Raw genomic sequence first — 20592 nt, forward strand, 5'->3', positions numbered from 1 at the left:
GCGTGAATTGCACGGACGTCAATGAACATGTTGAAGGAACTCGCGAAAGCGCTCGCCGGGCGGCGTGGACAACATCTCGACGGGCTTGCCGTCGTGCACGACACGGCCCCCTTCCATAAAAAGCAGACGCGAACCCACGCGCTGTGCAAAACCCATTTCATGTGTCACGACGACCATCGTCATGCCTTCGCAAGCGAGCGTCTGCATGACCTTGAGCACCTCCTGGCGCAACTCGGGGTCGAGTGCCGAAGTGGGCTCGTCGAAGAGCATCAGCTTGGGCTGCACAGCAAGCGCTCGCGCGATGGCCACACGTTGCTGCTGCCCGCCGGAAAGCTGCGACGGATAGTGATGCATCCGCTGCGAGAGGCCGACTTTCTCCAGCAGCGCGGTCGCGATATCGCGTGCCTCGGCTTTAGTCTGGTGGCGCGCGCGGATCGGCCCGAACATGACGTTCTGCATTGCCGTCAGGTTCGGAAACAGATTGAACTGCTGGAACACCATACCCGCTTCGAGCCTGATGCGACGGACGTCGCGGGCCGAACCCAACACGCTGATATCGTCGACGCGCAGATCGCCGGAACTGATCGTCTCGAGCCCGTTGATACAGCGAAGCAGCGTCGATTTGCCGGAGCCGGACGGGCCGACTATGACGGCGACTTCACCTCGTTCGATCCTGAGGTCCAGCGGATGCAGGACGACGTGCTGGCCGAAACGCTTCGAGGCTTGCTGGAATTCGATCATGCTCATGGCAGGCGTACTCTCCGTTCGAGCACTCGCAGGCCGAGTGCAAGCAGACTGATGACGAGCAGATAGATGACCGCCACCGCAGTCCAGATCTCCACTGCACGAAAATTCTCGGCCATGATTTCCTGTCCTCTGCGCGTCAGTTCGCCCACGCCGATGACGAGAAAGATCGAGGTGTCCTTGACCAGATTGACGAACTGGTTGCCCATTGCCGGCAGCGCGCGTCTGAATGCGATGGGTGCAATGACGTGAGCCAGCGTGGTATGGAATGGCAGCCCCATCGCCATGCCTGCCTCACGCAATCCGCCCGGCACGCCCTGGAGCGCGCCGCGGATAATCTCCGCGTTGTAGGCGCCGGAATTGACGATCAACGTGATGATGGCGGCGCTGGTCGCGCTGATGCGGATGTCCATCATGATCGGCAGCGCGAAGTACACGAACATGACCTGGACCACGATAGGCGTGCCGCGAATCAACGCGACATACATCTGCGCCGGAAACGCCGCGGCCTGACTTCCATAGGTCAGCGTCACACCCGCGATGACACCGAGTGCGACGCCGCCCGCCAGTCCCGTCAGCGCGATCAGCAGGGTCAGCCGAAGTCCTTGCAGCAGGTCCGGCAATGCAGCAATGAGGGCCGCCCAGTCGAAGTTCATGACGACGCCTCGCCGAACCATTTACGGTTGAGCGCGGCGAGCCGTCCATCGGCTTTCATCGCAGCGAGCTGCACGTTGGCCGCTGCAACGAGCGGGCTGCCTTTCTGGAAGCCCATGCCGACGTCGAGGCCTTCCAGGGCGGGCAGGATTACCCGGACCTTGTTTTTCCCGGCGGTGTTGGCGTAGTAGAGCAGTTGCGGCTTGTCATAGACGACGACATCGGTGCGGCCCGCTTCCAGCGCGAGCAGCGCGTTATTGATGCTAGGCAGTTGCTCGAGCGTGGCGTCCTTGATGTGATCCTTGATGTAGTTGACCGCGACCGTGCCCGTCTCGGTGCCGATGCGTTTGCCGGCGAGATCGGCTGGTGTGCGGATGCTGGTGTTGTCCATGCGGGTCAACGCGATCAGCCCGCTTTTGTAGTACGGCGTCGAAAAATCGATCACCTGCTGCCGCTCCGGCTTGATGAACAGCTGCGAGACGATCACGTCGAGATTGTGGGTCTGTAGCGCCGGGATCAGCGCGCCGAATTCCATCGGTTGCAGGCGCCATTTCCGGTTCAATCCTTTCGCGACTTCGCTCCAGACCTCGACGTCGAAACCGGAATAGCTATCGCCCTGTTTGAACGCGAACGGCGGGGCGCCCACGTTGGAGCCGACCACCAGTTCGGCATCGGCCGCGCGGACAGCACGGGACAACACGATGGCGGGCCCGGCTGCGAGACCCAGTTGCAGCAATTGACGGCGATTCATGGTTTCCTCCTCGTTGAGTGATCGTGCCGGGCTATCTGGCGTGTTGTGGTGGCGTTGCACTACGCTGATGCCGCTCAGGTTCATGCGTCAGCGAAACAGTGAGTTCGATTTCGAGCAGCCCACCGCCAGGCAGGCTGGCAACGCCGATTGCGGATCTCGCGTGTTGGCCTGTGTCGCCGACGATTTCGTGCAGTAGCGACGAGGCTTCATCCATCACCTGGCTGTGGTTCACGAAGTCAGGTACGGCATTGACGAAGCCGCGCAGAAAGAGAATGCGTTCGACTGTCGTCGCGGGTGGCAGCGCTGCCGCGAGCGCGCTCAACGCGCGCAGCACGCAGGTCTGTGCGGCGTGCCGGATTACTTCGGGCGGCGTCGCGCGATCGACGGGCCCGGCGATCACCTGTTCGCCGACGCGGCTGACCTGGCCGCTGACGTAAGCGATGTCGTGATGGATCACTACGCCCGTGTAGGCGCCTCGCGGCGACGGTGCAGGCGGCAGTGTCATGCCCAGTCGCGCAAGCCGGTCCGCGATATCGATCGTCATGACGGAGCCCCGATGCGCGTTTCGAAGCAGACCGGTCCGCCGAGCCAGCAACCGTCCACGTGACTGGACTCGACGCTGAATCGCACCGAGATTTGCGACGGTCGTTTCATCGCGCGGCCCTGACGGATCGTGATGGTCCGCGTGGACGCTTCCACCATGCCACTGGCGAGCAGGCCAAACGACAGCGCGGAGGCTGCGATCCCGGTGGCTGCGTCTTCCGGATAGCCTGAAGCGCGCGGGAACTGACGGGCATCGAAGATCTGCCGGCCGGCATCGGAGATCGCGTACGGGTAGAGGCCCGTGGAGCCGATCCGCTCGCACACGCCTTCTATTCTGTCGAAGCGCGGCTGAAGGGCGTCGAGAACGGCGGGACTGCTGAGCGGAATCAGCGTCTTGACCCGGCTGGTGCAGGCGTTCTGAATCGGCAAGGGCGCGAGTTGCGCGTCGGTGATGCCGAGCGCGTCGAGGATCTCGTCCTGGCGGTGCTGCGGCAGCGGCTCGACGCGGCCCATGGGCTGAGAGATTTCGACGGCAGCGCCTTGATCCGTGTCTCCGGTGATGCGGACGGCGACCTCGCCGCTGCGCGTCTGAATGGTCAGGCGGTCGCGCTGCAGGCGTCCGGCCTGATGGAGCAGCCAGACTGCGCCGACCGTGGCGTGGCCGCACATCGACATCTCGTGATTCGGGACCCAGAAGCGGAATTCGTAATCGCAGCGGGAGCCGGGCGCGGCGGGCAGGACGAAGCCGCTTTCGTGGCCGTAGTGCCGCGCGACGGCCTGCATGTCCGCGTCGGACATGCCGGTGGCGTCGATCACGATGGGCGCCGGGTTGCCGCCGCCGGGACCGGCGGCAAACACGCTGACGAGTTCGACTTGAGGGCGCAAAGACATGGCGGCGTGAGCCCCGCTGACCGGGGGATGTGTTGCTGTCCGGTCAGATTACGGGGAGCGGCGCCGCGCCGCGCGTTCCAACGGGCCCTACGTTTTGACCGAACGGGCCATCTTTGCTCGCAGACCGGAAGGCGAATGGCCGCCGACGCGGCGCATCGCACGCGCGAGGGCGGCGCCGCTTTCGAAGCCGACGCGGAACGCCACCTCGCCGATCGGCAGATCGGTTTCAGCGAGCAGGCGGCAGGCATTGTCGTAACGCGTGCGCTGGTGGAACTCGCCGATCGAGACGCCCGTGCGCTCGCGGAACAGGCGCGTGATGTGACGCCGGGACACGCCAAAACGCTCTTCCAGCATGTCGAGAGGAATTTCCTGGTCGGCGCGCTGGGCGACGAAGGCTTCGATGTCGGCGACCAGCGCCATGCCGTGTTCGCGCGGCGATGTCCCCAGTTCCGTCTTCCCGGCGATGACCTCGCCGATACACTGCATCAGCAGGGCCGACGACAAGGCCTGGCGGGTTGCCGCGCTGCCATAGCTACTCATGTCGTCGCGCTGCGAGAGTTCCTGCAGCGCGCGGATTGCGGCCGTCCTTCGGACGAGAATCGGCGTGCGGGTGCGCCGGCTGAATTCGCTGAGCGAGCCGACACCGGTATCGAGTTTGTGCAACGCGTCGCCCGTCACATAGACGGCCACGTGAGTGTGAGTTGCGCATCCGGCGCGGGTCTGATGGGCGCGCCCTGACGGTACGACCGCGAAGCGATCCTGAGACAGCCAGGTGCCCGCACGCCGGTCTTCGTGGCGAAGTTCGACGGCGCCCTGGCCAGGCAGGATGAACATCAGGCAGTCGTGCCAGTGCCACGGCATCGCGTAGGTGCCGCTGCCGGTGAGCGTTGCGTGCCCTTCATCGGCAGCGACGAGCAGAGCCTTGTTGGCAGGCTGACAAAGCTGTGTGAACGTTCGTAGCATGGCCATACTCCATGCAATTCATGCGATTCAGAAGCGGGTCATGCCGTGACCGGGTTGCGATCGAAGCGCCTTGCGCAGCGCGGAGTCGCGAGGGACGGACACAACCTCGATGGGATGCGGGAAGGATACCAGCGCAAAATGCGGCTGTGTTTTGCGTGCTGTTGCGATTCCGGGGGAGATGTCTGGCGTGATGGTGTGGCGGATAGCGGGCGAATACGTTCGGAATCTGAAGCGCGGTGTCTTGCCTCACGCACTGCACGACGTTGCGCTTCGCATGCGGTGATTCGACAACTTATGCTGCGCTCCTTAGCGAAGTGCAGCCGCCACCGCCTCGTCAATCTGCAGCGCAAAGCGCGTCTCCACATCGGGGACCGTGTAACCGATTGACAGTTCAAGATACGCGTCGCCTAACACCAGCTGAACGAATGTCGCTGCCCGCAATGCGGCAGTCGATTCGTCGAATCGCTTTCGCAGAATTTTTGCGGCGAAGGCACGCACGACCTTTGCACCGTTCTCGTAAAACACCTGACCGAGTTCCGGAAGACGCTCAGCCTCAGCAACAATGGCCCGGTAAAGCCTCAGATTATCCGGCGCGATAAGGGCTTGTGCCAACACCCATCCCAACTCACGCAACGCGACTTCCGGTGAGCCATCGGATTGCTCGTTCTGAGCGCTGGCGAGAAATCCACCCACCTGAGCGCACATCGCGCTCACCAGACCAACGAAGAGCGCCTCCTTCGACTTGAAGTGGCGGTAGACCGTCTGTTTGCCGACGCCTGCGGCCGCGGCGACATCGTCCATGGTTGCCAGGCCGAAACCCTGGCTCAAGAAAACAGTTTTCGCGCCGTCGAGGATGGCGGTCCGCTTACGGCGTTGCAGCGGGCTCAGGTCGGGGAGAGAGGGCGTGTCCATGTCAGATAAATAACAGATCGTCGAGTGGTTGACAAGACTGGTCAGTCTCGTTTAGATTGGTCAAAACGAGACCGATAAGTCTCGTTTGTGTGGCTCGTCAACTTCGCAACCATTCATGGAGAGCGCTGTGAATCTGTTCATTACAGGTGGTACTGGCTTCATCGGGCAAGCGGTCGCGCGCAAGGCTATCAGCCTCGGCCATCAGGTGACGGCGCTGGTGCGCGACGACAGTTCGGCGGCCGCCAGCGCGCTGGCACGTCTCGGCGTGACATTGCATTCCGGCAACCTGCGCGAGCCACAGTCTTTCGCTGCGACAGCCGGCGCCGCTGATGGCGTGATGCACATGGCGTCGACCAACGATGCTTCCGCCGCCGCTGCTGATGAGGCTGCGGCTGTCGCGATGCTCTCGCATTTGCATCCGGGCGCGGCGTTTGTCTATACGTCGGGCACCTGGGTCTATGGCAATACGGAGGGGGAGCCCGCGACGGAAGCATCGGCGCTGAACCCGACACCACTCGTCGCCTGGCGGCCCGCAGTGGAGCAACAGGTGCTGGCGCTAGCCGCACGCCGCTCGATTGCTGCCGTAGTCCTCAGGCCGGCGATGGTGCACGGCTACGGCGGCGGCATCTTTGGCATGCTTGCCGGCATGGTCCGTCAGACGGGCAGTGTGAGAGTCGTCGGCGATGGTCGCAACCACTGGCCTGCCGTCCACGTCGATGATCTCGCCATGGCCTACCTGAGCGCGGTGGAGCGGGCGGCAAGTGGGGATGGTCGAGTCGCGGGACAGATCTTCAACGTGGTCGCGGAAGATGCCGTTGCCGTTGCCGAAATGGGTGAAGCGATTCGGGCCTCGGTAGGCGCCGATCGCGTCGAATGCTGGCCGCTCGACGATGCTCGCAAATCGCTTGGGCCATTCGCTGACGCGCTGGCGCTCGACCAGACGGTAAGCGGTCAACACGCCCGGCGAGTTCTCGCGTGGGAACCCCAGGGCCCCGGTCTGATTGCGGACCTCGCTATACAGAAGCACTTTCAGCAAAGTAACGGAGCATGACGATGGCCATAGACACTGCATCTTTCGAATCGATTCTTGCGACGATCGCGGGGGTTCTGTTTGCGGTTGCTGGGGTTGTCAATCTCGCAGGACCTGGCGCGGTGAAGCGCGACTTCGCGCGCTGGGGTTACCCGGCGTGGTTTCGGTTGCTCTGTGGCGCTCTCGAACTGCTGAGTGCAGCACTTCTTCCTGGACAACACACAAGAGCTTTAGGCCTGACGCTGGCGGGTGCGATCATGTTTGGCGCGCTCTTCACGTTGCTACGAAATCGGGAGCCGTTCCGCCATCTCGCCCCGGCGCTGATCTTCTCGGCGCTCATCGTGGCGACTGTGGCGCTCCGCGGTTGAGGCTTGCTCCGCCATAAGGGCGACGGAGGCCGGGACGCCGACAGGCCGTGCTCGTGCCACGGAAAGCGGTCCCTCATGCGAGGGCAGTGGGCGGCCAGGTTCGATCATTTCGCGCGACCCGAGCGGCGACGCCGCATCGAACAGCGGACCTGCACCGAATGACATCGAGGCGTCCCTTGCTGTGCGTGAAGCGGTTTGGCCGTCTCGAGGAAGTGGTCGCTCCGATCCTCTTCCTGGCGAGCCCTGCCGCGTCGTACATCACCGGCACGATTCTCGACGCGGACGGGGGCTACAACGTCTGACCTGCGCTATCTGGCGGCACCGCGCCGGGTTGTTCCAGATCGGAAGCTGCTACTGGCCTCCAGAATAAAGCTGCTTCATTTCTTCGTCAGAGGCCGGGCGAACGACGGCGTGAGAGCCGGACGTCGATGAACCGGACGCCACCCCGCCATACGCGGTTGGGTCCTCGATCGATATCCGTGCCTCCGCCGCCTGGATGTCGCTCGGATAATTCGCATCGTCGCTTTTGGCTGGATCATATCCAGCCTGCTCGAGCCGCTGTAGTTCGGCACGTACCTCGGCACGCGTCGGTGTCCGATCGTTCTGAGAGAACGCGGCAAGAGGGATCGAAAGCGCGGATGCCGCGGCGACCGCGATAGCAATGGATTTCATGACAACCTCCTCATGAGCGACCGGGCGCAGGTTTCGGGCGCAAGGTCCGGTAGTTGGCAGTTGAACTCTGGTGGACAATCCGTGAGCTTTCGCCGCTCTCGGCCTGTCGTAGATTTTCGGAAGAGGAGGGTCTCTTGAGACGATCGACCGCTACGAAGACGGCTCAACTCTCGTTTCCCGGTGCTCTTACATCGATTGTCGGCCAGTGCCGATGCCGTCGAAAGCCACGCAAGTAGGCAGGCACGCAAATCGGGCTGCGAAAGATGTAGGTGTTCGCAGGCACGGCAGGCACATTGATACCGCTACATTTGTATATACGGATTCGAAGGACGTGCTGCTATTCTGTCTGGATGGCACGCTGCCGTATCCGCGGACGGCGACATTCCTGATCGAGCATCGTCATGAGATCGGCAGGTTTCGGAGTGCGCAGGTTCAGTTCGGTGGTTCAGGAACGCGCGTTCCGGATGGACTACGCGCAGCGCTTCTCCGGACAGCGAAGACTCGCAATCGCAATCTTCACCGCGTTATGGATCGTTTTTTCTATCCGTGATTTCGCGCGGCTTGACATACTCGATCCGACCTATCTGCACCACAACGAACTCATTCTGGTGAGAATCGCCGGGGCGATCGGCATGGGTGTGCCCGTTCTGTTGTGGACTCCGTACGCACTCGACGAGCGCTGGGCCGTCGGGCTGCTCAGCATGTGGACGCTCAGCGCCTGGTTCACCACGCTGAGAATGCTGCAGATCGTAGACCTGCCGTGGCATGAACACTATTCGATCCTGACACTTACCCTGTTCACGATTTTCATGGCCTTCCGGCTTCGGGCGATCACGGCAGCGTGGCTGGTCGGGCTTTGTGTCGTGAGTTATCTGCTGATGCTGTTCTTCCAGCCTCCGGGCGAGAAGTTCGGCATGCACCTGTCGTCGATGCTTGCGCACGCCACGAGCCTGCCGCTGACGTATGCCATCGGGCTCGTTGTCAGTATTCCGTTGGAACGTTCGGCAAGGCGCGAATTCATGTATCAGCGCGACTTGCGCGAGGCCAAGGCACGCGTCGAAGCTTCGTCGCGTGCGGTCAACGAACAGAACAGACGCATGCAGGAGCTAGTCAAGGAGAAGGAGCGGTTCTTCTCGTCCGCGTATCACGACATCCAGCAGCCGCTCGCCGCGATCAACCTCTTCATCCGCAGCGCCCGGACGAAGATCGGAGAAGGACACGCGGTGGATCGCGACCTCGATGTCATCGAGGAAACGGCATCCGACATGGTCGGCATGTTCAAGGACATTCAGACCTATAGCGAGTTGGGTTCGTATTTTCCTCGCGTTACGCCCGTCAGTACGCGTGACCTGTTGACTGAGATCTTCGAGCAGTATCGGGAGACGGCAAGGTTGCGGGGAATCGATTTCAGAATCGCGGCGCGGCGAGCGAATGCGCCGACGATCGAGACCGACCGCTCGCTCTTCAAGCGAGCCGTGTCCAATCTCGTTTCCAACGCGATCAAGAACACGTCGTCGGGCGGCGTCGTGCTTGGCTGGGTGCAGTTGAATGACCGGCTGCGCGTCGATGTCTGGGACACTGGAATCGGCATTGCGCCCGCTCATCGGGAGGCGATTTTTGCCGAGTACTATCAGATCAACAATCCGGGGCGCGACCGTTCGAAAGGGCTGGGACTGGGGTTGTCGATCGTGCAACGTGTGGTTCGTATGCTGCCGGGACACGCCATGAGCTTCGCATCGGTCGAAGGGCGAGGATCGCGCTTTTCGCTCTACGCGTCCGTCTCGGCATCGACACCCGCCGTCGGGAGGAACCAGTACGGCGACTTCGACAGTTCCGATCTCAACGGCACGTTCATGCTGCTGTGTGACGACGAGCCAACCGTTCTCGAAGGCCTGCGACGGCTTTTCTCGAGCGCGGGTTCGCTCGTGCTGGCGGCCGGTTCGATGGCCGGATTCGAGGCCATTTTCGCCGATGACAGCCGCGTTCCCGATCTCATCGTCACGGATATCCGCCTGTGCGATGGCGCTACCGGTAAGGAGGTTGCCGATCGGATCAGGCGTCACTTCGCGTGGGCGGGCGTCATTCCGGTCGCATTTATCACGGGCGAATTGCTGTCCGACCGCGTCCTTCGCGATTTCCCCGAACCGTTCGTGCTATTGCGCAAGTCCTCCGCGCCGGAAGATCTGCTCGCTGAGATCAGCCGGTTCGTTGCCGCTCATCGGCCGATGAATCTTGATCTGGCGAAGGATCTGTGACCGGCAGCGTTCCGAGCGTAACGCCCCTGTCCGCCAGCATGACGATAAGTTCCGTGCGGCGCCGCAAGTTGAAGTGCGCGAGCAGATGACTGATGTACTTGCGCACTGTGATGTCTTCGAGGCCCATCTTCGATGCGATGGCTTTGGAAGGGAGCCCGCGTACGAGCCAGGCGAGCGTTTCGTACTCGCGCGGCGTCAGTCCGAGGCGGGGAGCGTCCCAAGGTTCGGCGCTGCGGTGCGCAGGCTGTGCGTTTTGTGATTGGCGTGCCGGTGACTCGGCCATGTCGATCGCGTGCCTCAGCCCGGCGATGCTCGCCGCGGGCAGGAATACGCCACCCGAGAGCACGGCAACGATTGCGGCATGGAGTGCCTCAGGCGACGACGATTTCGGCACGTAGCCCATCGCGCGGAGTTCGAGGCATCGACCGACCGTCTCCATACGTTCGTCTGCCGATATGACGACCACGGGCAAGGACGGCCGTGCGTCTTTCAAGCGGGCCAGCGCGTCGCAACCGTGCCCGTCAGGGAGTTCCAGGTCCAGAAAGACAATATCCGGATTCCCCGTCATCGCTGAATCGATTCCGTGCAACAGCGTATTCGCATGCAGCAGCTCGGCATCCGGGAAAAGCTCTTTAATGAGCAGCGCAAGACCGGCTCTGAAGAGTTCGTGATCATCGACGAGCAGTACGCGCATCGCATCGTCTCCCGGCAACACATGCCATTCATACGCATGAAGCGCGCGGCGTTCGAATGACGGCTCAATCAGCCACATGGGCGGTGTTCAAACAATCTTACACGTGCTTTGCCGTTGAGACAGCAAAGTGTCGCCAGGATGGGAAAAGTCGGTACCGTGTGCCGTGACAGACGAAGTTGCCGTTCACATAGAGTCACGCCGACAGCAGTTCCGGCGAGCGCGAGAAATTTAAGTGTCTGAAAATGTCAATGCGACATGGGAAGATGGGTTGCGGAGCTGCCAGGCGGCTAGCGTGAAGGCGCTGATACCACCCGGCGACCATTACAACAGTGATCCGCCTCACCCGTTACGTCGCCCGAACGCCACTCCATAAACCGCGGACCTGATCACGGGCATCCTGTCGTCAGAGAGCTCGATTCCGTCGATGAGGTTGGTCGGCAGGAACAGCAAATCCTTCTGCACCTGCCGGCTATCGTCACGTACCTTGTGAAGTGTCAATACACCGAGGTCCACCACCTTACGATCATTGGGCCAGGGCTGGCTTGGATCTTTGGTCTGGTCACCGGGTTCAGCAAGCTGCGCTGTGAAGTGGAATACGACTGGCTTGTTCGCAATGCGCGTCCGCAGGTCGTCGATAAGAAAATCCAGTGGCTGTCCGGCGGCCTCGTCGGCAGTCAGATACACGAGTTCTTCCGGCTTCATGATGTAACGCACCGGCTGCCTGCGCCCGGCCTTGTCGACGAAAATAAAAGCGTTGAGGCCGCGGTACGCCTCGTGCGCAAAACTGTCGGGCGTCCCGGCAGAATTGAACGACGCGGGAACGGTCGGGTGGATGGCGGCGAATTCATCCAGCTTCGTCGGTGTCGGTGCATCTTCAGGACTCTCGCTGATAGCCGCCAGCAGATCGCGAAACCCCTCGCCGGTCGCCATCGGAAAGGTCTTTACCGCCAGCATCACGATATTGACTTCGCCTCCGCCAGGCGGATGGAACTTGACGGCCATGCCTTTGATGTTGCCCGGTGCGCCGTCCGGGACGGCCGGAAAGCCGCCGTCGTTCGAAAAGCGCACGGTGAAGGGAATGCTGCTGCCGTCGAAGAGCGCGGCGCGGCTCAATGCCGCCGCTTCGGGCGTCGCGACGAAGCTGCCTTCCGCGACGATTCCTTTCGCGTGATTGACGCGGAAACCCGGATGGTTTCCGTAGATTTTGTAGAAGATGTCAACGATCTCGCTCGCGAGCGTAGCGTAGTCTTCTCCGGCTGCTGCCGGGCCTGGCAGGCTGTCTGCCGGTGCATGGCTCATGCAAAACCTCCGGGTCATCGGAAGGGATTCGTCGCGGATCGAACGCGTACATCCACTCTAGGCGCTCTACCGTCGAATCCGACTTTCCGTTACGGACAAACACTTATGAACCGGAGGAAACGATCATGCTTCCAGCGAGGGCGTCTTATTGCGGCCTGAGGTGGAGATCGTTGCTGATGGATTGCACCCCCGGCACGCTGCGGGTCACGGCAAGCGCTTTCTGCATCTGTACGTCTGAATCGACGTATCCGGACAACTGCACGACGCCTCGATACGTCGCGACGCTCATCGGCAAGGATCTCAGACCTGAGTCCGCGGTGAGCGCCTGCTTCACCCGGGCGGCGAGTGCCGCGTCGTCAGTGGCGATCTGCCCTGGTACGCTCGCGGCCGGCGTCGCGGTCGACTTGCAACCGTCGATGAAAGCGAACGCAGGCAATGCGAACGCCGCGACGATCAGCAACCGGCTCTTGATGTATTTGCGTTCTCGCATGTCGGTTATGACATCCTGATTCGTGCACAACGCGCTTCGCTCGGGTTGGCTTCGCAGGCACACCTGTGTGCCCTCCTTGTGTCCACCATGATAGTGCAGCTTTACGCAGAAGAGGACGCTGACGGCGGGATGACAATTTTCAAGGCAGCGGATCTGGCAGAAGCTCAAAAGATCGCGACAGACGACCCAACAGTGGAGTCAGGCTTGCTCAATGTCGAAGTCAAGATGTTTTGGGTGCCCTTCCATACTTGACATCACTGGAAGCTCACCGAGCGCGATTGCTCGGTGAGCAGCGTTACCTGCCGCTGCCGGATCACGCAGCGCTCTCCTTCACAAGCCATTCACGTAGATCGCAGAACGCTTTGTCCGATCGACCGCGCATCGCGCACAAGGCGAAGACGGCGTCGTTCGATTCGAAGCCTAGCGGCGCGATCAGTTTCCCCTGCGACAGTTCGCGCTCGACGAGCAACGCAGGGGCGATAGCAACACCCAGTCCGGCCGCAGCCGCTTCGAGAAGCAACGACAAGTGGTCGAATCGACGGCCCTCAGCGAACATTGCTGGTTCAACGCCGTTCCGTGACGCCCATTCCATCCACGCGTGCGGGCGTGAACTGGTGTGCAGCAACGGCTGACTGGGCAGATCCGTCGGCTTTGCAATGCGATGAGGCCACGACGGCGCGCAGACAGGGCCGGCGGTTTCGTCGAAGAGGCTCACCACCTCGACATCCGCTGGCCAGTTTCGATCGCTGACGATCAGACAGTCCACCACCTGTCGTCGCAGATCGTCCATCGCCGTACTCGTCTGCAAGCGAACGCGAATACCTGGGTAGTTCGCCTCGAACCGGTCGAGCCGCGGGATAAGCCAGTTCGCCAAAAAACTGCCGGGTGCGCCGAGCACGATTTCGGCGATCGGCGCTTGCTCCGCGATCTCCTCGCATCGGGCCACCAGCATCGAGAACGATTGATCGACAGCCTGCTTCAGACTTTGTCCTTCAGCGGTCAAGCGCACGCCCCCTGCATGCCGAACGAATAGCGATTTTCCTAGCCATTGCTCCAACTGACGCACCTGATGGCTCACCGCACTGTGGGTCACATGCAGCTCCTGCGCGGCGGCCGAGATGCTTAGTTGGCGAGCGGTTGCATCAAAGGCGCGAAGCGCATTGAGCGGGGGAAGTCGGCGCATGAGGTCGAGACGTCGAATTAACTCACATCATCGTACACAAATTCGTCGCTACCCTGGATTGCAAGCTCGACGTTACAGTGAGACCTCATCTCACAGGAGGCTAAATTGGATGACAAGGACATTCCCCTCGCGAACAGCAAGGTACGGTATAAGACGCTGCTGATTGAGAAAGACTACTCCGTCGCCCAGACCACGGTCCTTCCCGGCGGCGAAACGGAATGGCATCACCATACGAACGTGAGAGACCGCTTTGTCGTCGTTAAAGGCGTGCTCACTGTCGAAACGAAAACAGGCGCGTTGATCGACAAAAGACACGTCGATGACCATTACACGGTCGAACCCGGAGTGATTCACCACGTCAGGAACGAGACGTTCGATGATGTGGTGTACATCAACATCCAGTCCGGAGGAGAGCGCGACATCGTGCTCGCTTAAAGGAAGTTCGGGCGACGGACATCGCCTTTACGCTCATCGGTCATTTGACCGATACCCTCGCTGCCATTCACCTGCGATCCTGATCCTCAAGTCAACCGGAAGCCGCTGCGGAAATGTAGTGCCAGCGCTGAGCGTTGAAGCATCGCGCAACGTGCTTCCCATACCGTAGACAACGAGGATTTCTTGAGTCACGCCACGATTCATCCCGTATGGGTCCGCGCTTTTCACTGGATCAACGCAGCAGCGGTGATCCTCATGTGCATGAGCGGCTGGCAGGTGTATGAAGCGTCTCCCATCTTCGCGGCGATACGCTTTCCGGCGGCTATCACGCTCGGCGGCTGGCTAGGCGGCGCATTGCTCTGGCACTTCGCGATCATGTGGGTATTGGTCGCCAACTTCGTTGCGTACCTGGCGTTAGGCGTATTCACCGGGCGACTGCGCCGAACCATTTTCCCCCTCACCCTGCGCGCGATTGCGACCGACCTCGTCGCTGCCCTGCGCGGCAAGCTCAGCCACAGCGATCTCAGCGCGTACAACGCGGTGCAGAAGCTGGCGTACCTCGTCGTCATCGTCGACATTGCGCTCGTGATCGTGTCCGGCGTGACGATCTGGAAGCCGGTGCAGTTTCCGGTTCTCCGGACGCTGATGGGTGGCTTCGATAATGCACGCATCGTCCATTTCGTTGCGATGAGCGTGCTCGCTGGATTCTTCGCGATCCATGTCGTGATGGTTGCGCTCGTGCCGCGATCGCTGCTTACCATGATCCGGGGCCGCTAACCATGAAGTCAGATAAAGACGTGCGGACACTCGACGCCGCATCCATCGTCAAGGACGCGCAGAAGGAACTGGGCTCCTCTTCGAGGCGCCTCTTTGGCAAGCGAATCCTGACGCTGGGCGGCCTGGCGCTGTTGTCGGGTTGCGATCTGACGAACGACAAGTCGGTGAACAACCTGCTACGCACGATGTCCTCGTTCAACGACGACGCGCAGGCGCGACTCTTCGATCGAAGCAAGCTCGCGCCGACGTATCCGGACTCGATGATCACGCGGCCATTTCCGTTCAACGCTTTCTATGACATCGATCAGGTGCCGGAGGTCGAGGCCAGGACTTATCGGCTCGAGCTCGCGGGTCTCGTCAAAGGCCGGCGCGTGTGGACGCTCGGCGAACTGAGCGCACTGCCACAACGCAGCCAGGTGACGCGGCATATCTGCATCGAAGGCTGGAGCGCGATCGGCAAATGGGGCGGCGTGCGTTTCTCGGATTTTCTCTTGCTGGCCGGCGCGGATACCACGGCGAAATACGTCGCGCTGCATTGCGCCGACAACTACTGGACGAGCATCGACATGCCAACGGCGCTGCATCCGCAGACGCTGCTCACGCTGACGTATGACGGCAATGTTCTGCCCGCGAAATATGGCTTTCCGATGAAGCTGCGCATCCCGACGAAGCTCGGCTACAAGAACCCGAAACATATTGTCGCCATCACGGTGACGAACGAATTTCCCGGCGGCTACTGGGAAAACCAGGGCTACAACTGGTTCGGCGGATCCTGAGCCGCACGCCGCAGATATCTTTAATCACATCACACCAACGGAGTCCTTATGTCCATTCGTTTCAAGCTCGCTGCTTCCGTCGTCGCGCTCACGCTTGCCAGTGCATCGTTCGCTCAATCTCCTTCGGCGAAGCCCGAGCGTATCCGTGGGGACATCGTGTCGTTCTCCGGCAATACGCTGACAGTGCATCGCCGCAGTGGCGAAACCGTGACGATCGCCATGAGCGACGCGTCGAAGATCAGCGCCGTGAAGGCGATCCAGCTCGCCGATATCAATCCGGGCTCCTATGTCGGCGCAGCGGCCACGCCCGGTCCCGACGGCAAGTTGACCGCGAAGGAAGTGCTGGTGTTCCCCGATGCTGCGCGCGGCACAGGCGAAGGTCACTATGCGTGGGACCTCGGCGCCAACAGCTCGATGACGAATGCGAACGTGGACACGGTTGTCGAGAGCACCAGCGGACGCGACCTGAAACTCTCGTACAAGGGCGGCAGCAACTCGATCACGGTGCCGGCCAACGTGCCCGTCGTGACGCTCGCGCCCGCCACGCGTGCTGATCTGATCGCGGGAAAGAAAGTGTTCGTGGTGGCGGCTCCGGCCAGCGGCGGGAGCTACGGCGCGCAATTCGTCGTGGTTGAAAAGGACGGCGTCGCACCGCCGATGTAAATGTGCCTTGTGGGTGACCCCGCGTCGTTGGCGGCACATCGCTGCGCTGCAATACGACGCGCGGTTGCTGCTCGCGGGGGCTGAGGAGATTCTTGGCGGCTCCGGAGCTTCACCCGGGTTGAGACTGCTGGCACTCCGTTTGAAACCAATGGTCGACGAGGCGTTGCGCGGCGTGTAGATCCTCTGGGAATTTCGGGTCGTCGTTCCATGGTGACGGGTTGTAGCCCGCTTTCCTCAGCGCCGAGAGCTCGCTTTGTTGTTGCGCTCTCGTCGGAGGCGCGTTGCTTTTAAGCGCGGCAAGGTCACGGCACTCTGTTGGGCTCAGATGTGGCCCACTTTGCGGCGCGCCGGCAGCGGCACATCCAGTCAGCAGGAGCGCCAACGCAGCATGCGTCGACCAGTTTCTCGGGAGATTCTCCATAGCGCGTCTCCATGCATCCGATTGGCGCAACGCAAGCGGTGCGATATCGCCGGTCGCGCGTGACTTCCGCGTTTATTGTGCCTCAGTTCAGTCACCAGAAGTGGCGCGCTATACAAAGAGAAGGAGGTCAGACGTCAGCGTCTCGAATGATCATCGTACTTCTGAAAACAATCGAGGCCCCGCGCGACGCGGGGCCTATGCTGTCGGCAGGAGACGCTTATCAGACGTTGACGGGCAGGCCCGTCCGCTTTCTCGCGGGCTTCACGCTCGTCAAGTTGGGCAGACTACCGGCCACGAGTTCCGCCACGGCCTCCGCAGTCGCTGCCGAGAGGGTCCAACCCAAATGCCCGTGTCCAGTGTTGTAGAAAACGTTGCGTCGACGACCGGGGCCCACTTTGGGCAACATGCCTGGCAGCATGGGGCGCAGCCCAGCCCACGGAATGACGCGCGCCGTCGACATGTCCGGAAAATGCGTGCGTGTCCAATTGACGAGAGGCTGGATTCGATCCGAGCGGATGTCACGGTTCAGGCCATTCAACTCAGCCGTTCCAGCAACACGGAAGCGATCGACGCCGAGACGGCTGGTGACGATCTTGGCGTTGTCGTCGAGCAGGCTGACCCAAGGCGCGGCGTGCTGGCTTGCTGTGTCGTCGAGGCACACGGTGATCGAATAACCCTTCACCGGATAAACGTTCACGTGGTCTCCCACATACGCGGCTAGCGCACGACTTCCGACACCCGCACAGATCACTACGCGGTCGAAGCTCTGCGTATCAATCTGACCTTCGTGCACGGAAGCAATCGTCAATTCACCCGCTGCGGCTTCGGAAATGGACTGCACGGTCGTGTCGTAGCGGAACTCGACACCCAGACGCACGCAGGCTTCAGCAAGTCCACGCGTGAACTTGTGAATGTCGCCCGTCGAATCCGACTCGGTGAAGAAGCCGCCGTGAAACTGCCCATGAAGCGTCGGCTCGATGGCGCGGATTTCGTCGGGTGTCACCGGGCGCCGGTCAAGACCGCCTTCACGTAGCAATGCATTGACCTTTGTCGCGGCGTCGAACTCCTTGCGGGTGGCATAGAAATGCAAGATGCCACGTCGTTCGAGGTCGAAATCGATGTGCTCTCGCTCCGCGATAGAGAACATGTGCTCGCGTGCAGCGATGGCTAGCCGCACCGTTTCGATCGTGTTGCTGCGATAGTTCGGAATCTGGCGCAGGAACTCGCCGATCCAGCTGTACTTGTGCCAGCTCGGCTTCGGATTCATCAGGAGAGGCGCGTCGCGGTTGAACATCCACCGCAGGCCTTTCAGCACTGTGGAGCGGCTGTTCCAGACCTCGGCGTTGCTGGCCGATAGTTGACCGCCGTTGGCAAATGACGTTTCCATTGCCGCATAGCGATGACGTTCGAGAACGGTGACGCGATAACCGCGCCGGGCGAGGGCATAAGCAGTGGTGACGCCCGTAATTCCGGCGCCAATGATGGCAATATGGGACATGACATGGTCCAGTGTTGGTTGAGCATCGCCGGCCGATGTTTACCGGCGTCAATGCCCCATCTGTCCATGTACCTGAGAGTTTCGCCATTACCGGCTACGGTAATCGCTCCCCTTCGGTGGGCGCGCAAGCGCCGCTCTCCAGATGTTCTCGCTGCACGGTCCTTTTGCCTGAGAGTTTCCGGGGCGGTTGCTCCGTCGGCGTCGTCGCGGTGGACGATCTCTCCCGTGCTTCGTTGTAGAACAGCGCAAGGCTACTACCTCAAAGAAACGACGGCAAGTCTTTTCAAATAGACGGTACTCAACATCATGATCGGTGCGTGGCGGCCCCGTCGCGATCAGGCGGTGTCCGGGATGCTTCGGATTCTCCCGAAGTGTGTTTCTGATATTGGGCATTTTTCCGTCGAATCTGTTTGCCTAGACTCAGTTCCAGATGCACAGCCGGCTCGTCACAACGGACGATGCTCCGGCCGTGAAGAAGGCGCCTGGTGCGCCGCACCTATCTGAACGATCAACAGGACGAGTGCAATATCATGTCTGAAAATAGCTACGAAACCGGTCGGCTCAATTTGCCCTTTGTTGGAATCTGCACGTTCGCGAAGTCTCCGCTGTGTCTCGACTGGGACAAAATCGATGCGGATGTCGCAGTGATGGGCGCTCCTTTTGACTGCGGCACGCAGTGGCGGGCGGGCGCAAGGTTTGGTCCGCGCTCGATCCGGGACGCGTCGACGCTGTTCTCATTCGGACACGGCGGCGCGTACGACTTCGAAGACGACGTCGTGTACTTGCCCACCAACGAAGTTCGCATTGTCGATATCGGTGATGCGGACATGGTGCACACCAATACGGAGAAGAGTCACGCCAACATCGAATACGGCGTGCGCAAGATCCTGGCGGCGGGGGCGTTGCCGGTGGTGATGGGAGGCGATCATTCGATCAACATTCCGTGCATCAATGCGTTCGAAGGTCAGGAGCCGTTTCACATCGTCCATATCGACGCCCACCTCGATTTCGTCGACGAGCGCCATGGTGTGCGCCATGGCCACGGTAATCCGCTGCGGCGCGCGGCGGAAAAAAGCGTGGTGTCCGGCATGACGCAAATCGGCATCCGCAATGTCTCGTCGACTGCGCGCGAAGGCTACGCCCAGGCACGCGAGATGGGCTCGGACATTATCTCGGTGCGCGACCTTAGACGCCTCGGCATCCAGGGCGTCCTGGACCGTATCCCGAAGGGCGTCCGTTATTACCTGACCATCGATATCGACGGCTTCGATCCGTCGATCGCGCCCGGCACGGGCACGCCGAGCCACGGCGGCCTGCTGTACTACGAAGGACTCGAACTCTTCGCTGGTCTTGCCGAGCAGGGTGACGTGATCGGTATCGACCTCGTGGAAGTCGCACCGGACTACGACCATTCGGGCTCGACGTCGATCCTGGCGGCGCAACTGCTGCTGAATACGATTGGCCGCGTAATGCATCAACGCAAAGTCAAACGAAACCTTTCCCGCTAAGTTCTGTTTAGCTATTTGCTGCTGCGTGCGGTCCGGCTGACTTTCCTGGCCGCCGCTCGCAGCTGGTTGCTAAACGCCTGCACGACTCGCGCCGATTCGGCGCCTTTGCGCGTGATGATCTGAAAATCCAGATGCGTCACATAGTGCTCGGGATCGATGCGTGCCAATAGTCCACTGTCGACCCAGGGCTGCGCATAGTGAGGCGGCAGAAAGCCCACGTAGTTGCCCGATAGAATCAGCATCGCGCGGCCTTCGACGTTGTCGACCGAGGCCGCGGCCTCTGTCATGTGCAGCAGCTTGAGTTCCTGGCTGCCAAGGTAAGCACGCGCAGCGAGGCGTTGTTTGCTTAGCACCGACAACGGGACACGGCCGCTCGCCCGCTCGTATAACGGGTGCGTCGATGCGCAGTAGAGCCCCTGTTCCTCCCTGTAGAGCGGCAAGTAGTCGAGACCGGGAATCTGCGCGGGAAATGGCCCCACGGCCAGATGCAGTCGCCCGTCCAGAACGTGCTGCTCCATGCTGCCAGGCGTGTCGATCTGCACATGCAGACGGACGTCGGGCGCCATCTGGCCGAACTCACGGATCGCTGTCGGCAGCGGCGAGTATTTGTCGGTCAAGGTTGCTTCGATCATGCCGAAGCGCAAGACACCCGAAAGCTGATTGCGCAACGTACCGGCTTCCATCTGAAACGTATCGACCGCGCCGAGCAGACGCTGTGCGGCGGCGTGCAGCTCCGCCCCTTCGTCCGTCAGCCGGAAACCCGCGCGTCCGCGCTCACACAGCCGTAGTCCGAGGCGTGTCTCCAGTTGCGACATGTATTCGCTGATGCTCGATGCGCCGATGTTGAGCATCGGTTGTGCTGCGGCGAAGCCGCCGCAACGGACGATGGTTTCGAAGATCCGCAACAGCTTGAGATCTGTGTCCTGAACTTGCATCGTACGGTCCCTCGGTTACTTCGGAAATTGCCGAAATGTGTTTCATCAATGGTGCATTTTATTGGGGAATTTGGCTACGCAGAATTGCTCTCAACTGCCTCCGGAGGCAGGGCGAGTTGATACTTCACGA

Annotated in this window: 24 protein-coding genes, 1 pseudogene and 1 riboswitch; of the genes and pseudogenes, 10 read left to right on the plus strand and 15 right to left on the minus strand. The window is 61.2% G+C overall.

Features of this window, described 5'->3' with window-relative positions; all coding sequences use genetic code 11:
- Positions 1–18 precede the first annotated feature (18 nt).
- From glnQ to PPGU16_RS26420, 7 genes are all read right to left on the minus strand, one after another.
- A complete protein-coding gene (gene glnQ / locus PPGU16_RS26390; RefSeq protein ID WP_274599984.1) occupies positions 19–747 on the minus strand; it encodes a glutamine ABC transporter ATP-binding protein GlnQ in 729 nt (242 codons plus the stop codon).
- A complete protein-coding gene (gene glnP / locus PPGU16_RS26395) occupies positions 744–1400 on the minus strand; it encodes a glutamine ABC transporter permease GlnP (protein WP_180723329.1) in 657 nt (218 codons plus the stop codon). Before glnP ends, glnQ begins: the two co-directional genes overlap by 4 nt.
- Positions 1397–2149 carry a transporter substrate-binding domain-containing protein gene (locus PPGU16_RS26400; RefSeq protein ID WP_180723330.1) on the minus strand — a complete coding sequence of 251 codons (753 nt, stop codon included), beginning with the start codon at positions 2147–2149 and terminating at the stop codon, positions 1397–1399. The genes glnP and PPGU16_RS26400 overlap by 4 nt, the downstream gene beginning before the upstream one ends.
- Before the next feature lie 31 nt (positions 2150–2180).
- Entirely contained in the window at positions 2181–2693 is a 513-nt protein-coding gene (locus PPGU16_RS26405; RefSeq protein WP_197986840.1) for a RidA family protein, read from the minus strand.
- Positions 2690–3550, minus strand: a complete 861-nt coding sequence (locus tag PPGU16_RS26410) for a PhzF family phenazine biosynthesis protein (protein ID WP_345961187.1) — start codon at positions 3548–3550, stop codon at positions 2690–2692. The genes PPGU16_RS26405 and PPGU16_RS26410 overlap by 4 nt, the downstream gene beginning before the upstream one ends.
- 120 nt (positions 3551–3670) lie before the next feature.
- Positions 3671–4546: a helix-turn-helix domain-containing protein gene (locus PPGU16_RS26415; RefSeq protein WP_180723332.1), complete on the minus strand. Its 876-nt coding sequence runs from the start codon at positions 4544–4546 to the stop codon at positions 3671–3673.
- Positions 4547–4852: 306 nt separating this feature from the next.
- Positions 4853–5458 carry a TetR/AcrR family transcriptional regulator gene (locus PPGU16_RS26420; RefSeq protein WP_180723333.1) on the minus strand — a complete coding sequence of 202 codons (606 nt, stop codon included), beginning with the start codon at positions 5456–5458 and terminating at the stop codon, positions 4853–4855.
- Between the two features lie 127 nt (positions 5459–5585).
- On the opposite strand from PPGU16_RS26420, the gene PPGU16_RS26425 reads away from it, so the two are divergent.
- The 3 genes and pseudogenes from PPGU16_RS26425 to PPGU16_RS26435 form a co-directional block, all read left to right on the plus strand.
- Complete coding sequence (locus PPGU16_RS26425) at positions 5586–6509, plus strand: NAD-dependent epimerase/dehydratase family protein (RefSeq protein WP_180723334.1); 924 nt, start codon at positions 5586–5588, stop codon at positions 6507–6509.
- Between the two features lie 2 nt (positions 6510–6511).
- Entirely contained in the window at positions 6512–6856 is a 345-nt protein-coding gene (locus PPGU16_RS26430) for a DoxX family protein (RefSeq protein ID WP_180723335.1), read from the plus strand.
- 188 nt (positions 6857–7044) lie between these two features.
- Positions 7045–7158, plus strand: a pseudogene (locus tag PPGU16_RS26435) (SDR family oxidoreductase); the annotation flags it as partial.
- A gap of 49 nt (positions 7159–7207) precedes the next feature.
- On the opposite strand, the gene PPGU16_RS26440 reads toward PPGU16_RS26435, so the two are convergent.
- A complete protein-coding gene (locus tag PPGU16_RS26440) occupies positions 7208–7528 on the minus strand; it encodes a DUF4148 domain-containing protein (protein ID WP_180723337.1) in 321 nt (106 codons plus the stop codon).
- 401 nt (positions 7529–7929) lie between these two features.
- Here PPGU16_RS26440 and PPGU16_RS26445 point away from each other — a divergent pair, with 401 nt between their 5' ends.
- Complete coding sequence (locus tag PPGU16_RS26445; RefSeq protein WP_180723338.1) at positions 7930–9783, plus strand: hybrid sensor histidine kinase/response regulator; 1854 nt, start codon at positions 7930–7932, stop codon at positions 9781–9783.
- Here PPGU16_RS26445 and PPGU16_RS26450 read toward each other — a convergent pair.
- The 3 genes from PPGU16_RS26450 to PPGU16_RS26460 all read right to left on the minus strand — a co-directional run bounded on the left by PPGU16_RS26450 (position 9725) and on the right by PPGU16_RS26460 (position 12266).
- A complete protein-coding gene (locus PPGU16_RS26450; protein ID WP_180723339.1) occupies positions 9725–10477 on the minus strand; it encodes a response regulator in 753 nt (250 codons plus the stop codon). The genes PPGU16_RS26445 and PPGU16_RS26450 overlap by 59 nt on opposite strands.
- Positions 10478–10816: 339 nt before the next feature.
- Positions 10817–11776, minus strand: coding sequence for a catalase family peroxidase (locus PPGU16_RS26455; RefSeq protein WP_180723340.1), 960 nt, complete (start codon positions 11774–11776; stop codon positions 10817–10819).
- Between the two features lie 145 nt (positions 11777–11921).
- On the minus strand, positions 11922–12266 hold the full coding sequence (locus PPGU16_RS26460; protein ID WP_180723341.1) for a BON domain-containing protein: 345 nt from the start codon (positions 12264–12266) through the stop codon (positions 11922–11924).
- Positions 12267–12395: 129 nt separating this feature from the next.
- Between PPGU16_RS26460 and PPGU16_RS26465 the strand changes: the two genes are divergently transcribed.
- The gene (locus PPGU16_RS26465; protein WP_243460665.1) at positions 12396–12518 is read left to right on the plus strand and encodes a YciI family protein; all 123 of its coding nucleotides are present in this window, start codon (positions 12396–12398) and stop codon (positions 12516–12518) included.
- A gap of 61 nt (positions 12519–12579) precedes the next feature.
- On the opposite strand, the gene PPGU16_RS26470 is transcribed toward PPGU16_RS26465, so the two are convergent.
- A complete protein-coding gene (locus tag PPGU16_RS26470; RefSeq protein ID WP_180723343.1) occupies positions 12580–13449 on the minus strand; it encodes a LysR substrate-binding domain-containing protein in 870 nt (289 codons plus the stop codon).
- A 105-nt stretch (positions 13450–13554) separates the two neighbouring features.
- On the opposite strand from PPGU16_RS26470, the gene PPGU16_RS26475 reads away from it, so the two are divergent.
- The 4 genes from PPGU16_RS26475 (at position 13555) to PPGU16_RS26490 (ending at position 16100) form a co-directional block, all read left to right on the plus strand.
- Positions 13555–13884: a cupin domain-containing protein gene (locus PPGU16_RS26475; protein WP_180723344.1), complete on the plus strand. Its 330-nt coding sequence runs from the start codon at positions 13555–13557 to the stop codon at positions 13882–13884.
- Positions 13885–14067: 183 nt separating this feature from the next.
- Positions 14068–14661 carry a cytochrome b/b6 domain-containing protein gene (locus PPGU16_RS26480; RefSeq protein ID WP_180723345.1) on the plus strand — a complete coding sequence of 198 codons (594 nt, stop codon included), beginning with the start codon at positions 14068–14070 and terminating at the stop codon, positions 14659–14661.
- 2 nt (positions 14662–14663) lie between these two features.
- A complete protein-coding gene (locus PPGU16_RS26485; protein ID WP_180723346.1) occupies positions 14664–15437 on the plus strand; it encodes a molybdopterin-dependent oxidoreductase in 774 nt (257 codons plus the stop codon).
- A 48-nt stretch (positions 15438–15485) separates the two neighbouring features.
- Positions 15486–16100 carry a hypothetical protein gene (locus PPGU16_RS26490; protein ID WP_180723347.1) on the plus strand — a complete coding sequence of 205 codons (615 nt, stop codon included), beginning with the start codon at positions 15486–15488 and terminating at the stop codon, positions 16098–16100.
- A 109-nt stretch (positions 16101–16209) separates the two neighbouring features.
- Here the strand turns inward: PPGU16_RS26490 and PPGU16_RS26495 are convergent, their stop codons facing one another.
- On the minus strand, positions 16210–16521 hold the full coding sequence (locus PPGU16_RS26495) for a DUF4148 domain-containing protein (protein ID WP_180723348.1): 312 nt from the start codon (positions 16519–16521) through the stop codon (positions 16210–16212).
- A gap of 220 nt (positions 16522–16741) precedes the next feature.
- The gene (locus PPGU16_RS26500) at positions 16742–18019 is read right to left on the minus strand and encodes a D-amino acid dehydrogenase (RefSeq protein WP_180723349.1); all 1278 of its coding nucleotides are present in this window, start codon (positions 18017–18019) and stop codon (positions 16742–16744) included.
- 146 nt (positions 18020–18165) lie between these two features.
- Positions 18166–18255: riboswitch (glycine riboswitch) on the minus strand.
- A gap of 294 nt (positions 18256–18549) precedes the next feature.
- Between PPGU16_RS26500 and speB the strand changes: the two genes are divergently transcribed.
- A complete protein-coding gene (gene speB, locus PPGU16_RS26505; RefSeq protein WP_180723350.1) occupies positions 18550–19527 on the plus strand; it encodes an agmatinase in 978 nt (325 codons plus the stop codon).
- An 11-nt stretch (positions 19528–19538) separates the two neighbouring features.
- Here the strand turns inward: speB and PPGU16_RS26510 are convergent, their stop codons facing one another.
- Positions 19539–20462 carry a LysR family transcriptional regulator gene (locus tag PPGU16_RS26510; protein ID WP_180723351.1) on the minus strand — a complete coding sequence of 308 codons (924 nt, stop codon included), beginning with the start codon at positions 20460–20462 and terminating at the stop codon, positions 19539–19541.
- Positions 20463–20592 lie beyond the last annotated feature (130 nt).

The sequence above is a fragment of the Paraburkholderia largidicola genome (assembly GCF_013426895.1).
In the GTDB taxonomy this organism is placed as follows: Bacteria; Pseudomonadota; Gammaproteobacteria; order Burkholderiales; family Burkholderiaceae; genus Paraburkholderia; species Paraburkholderia largidicola.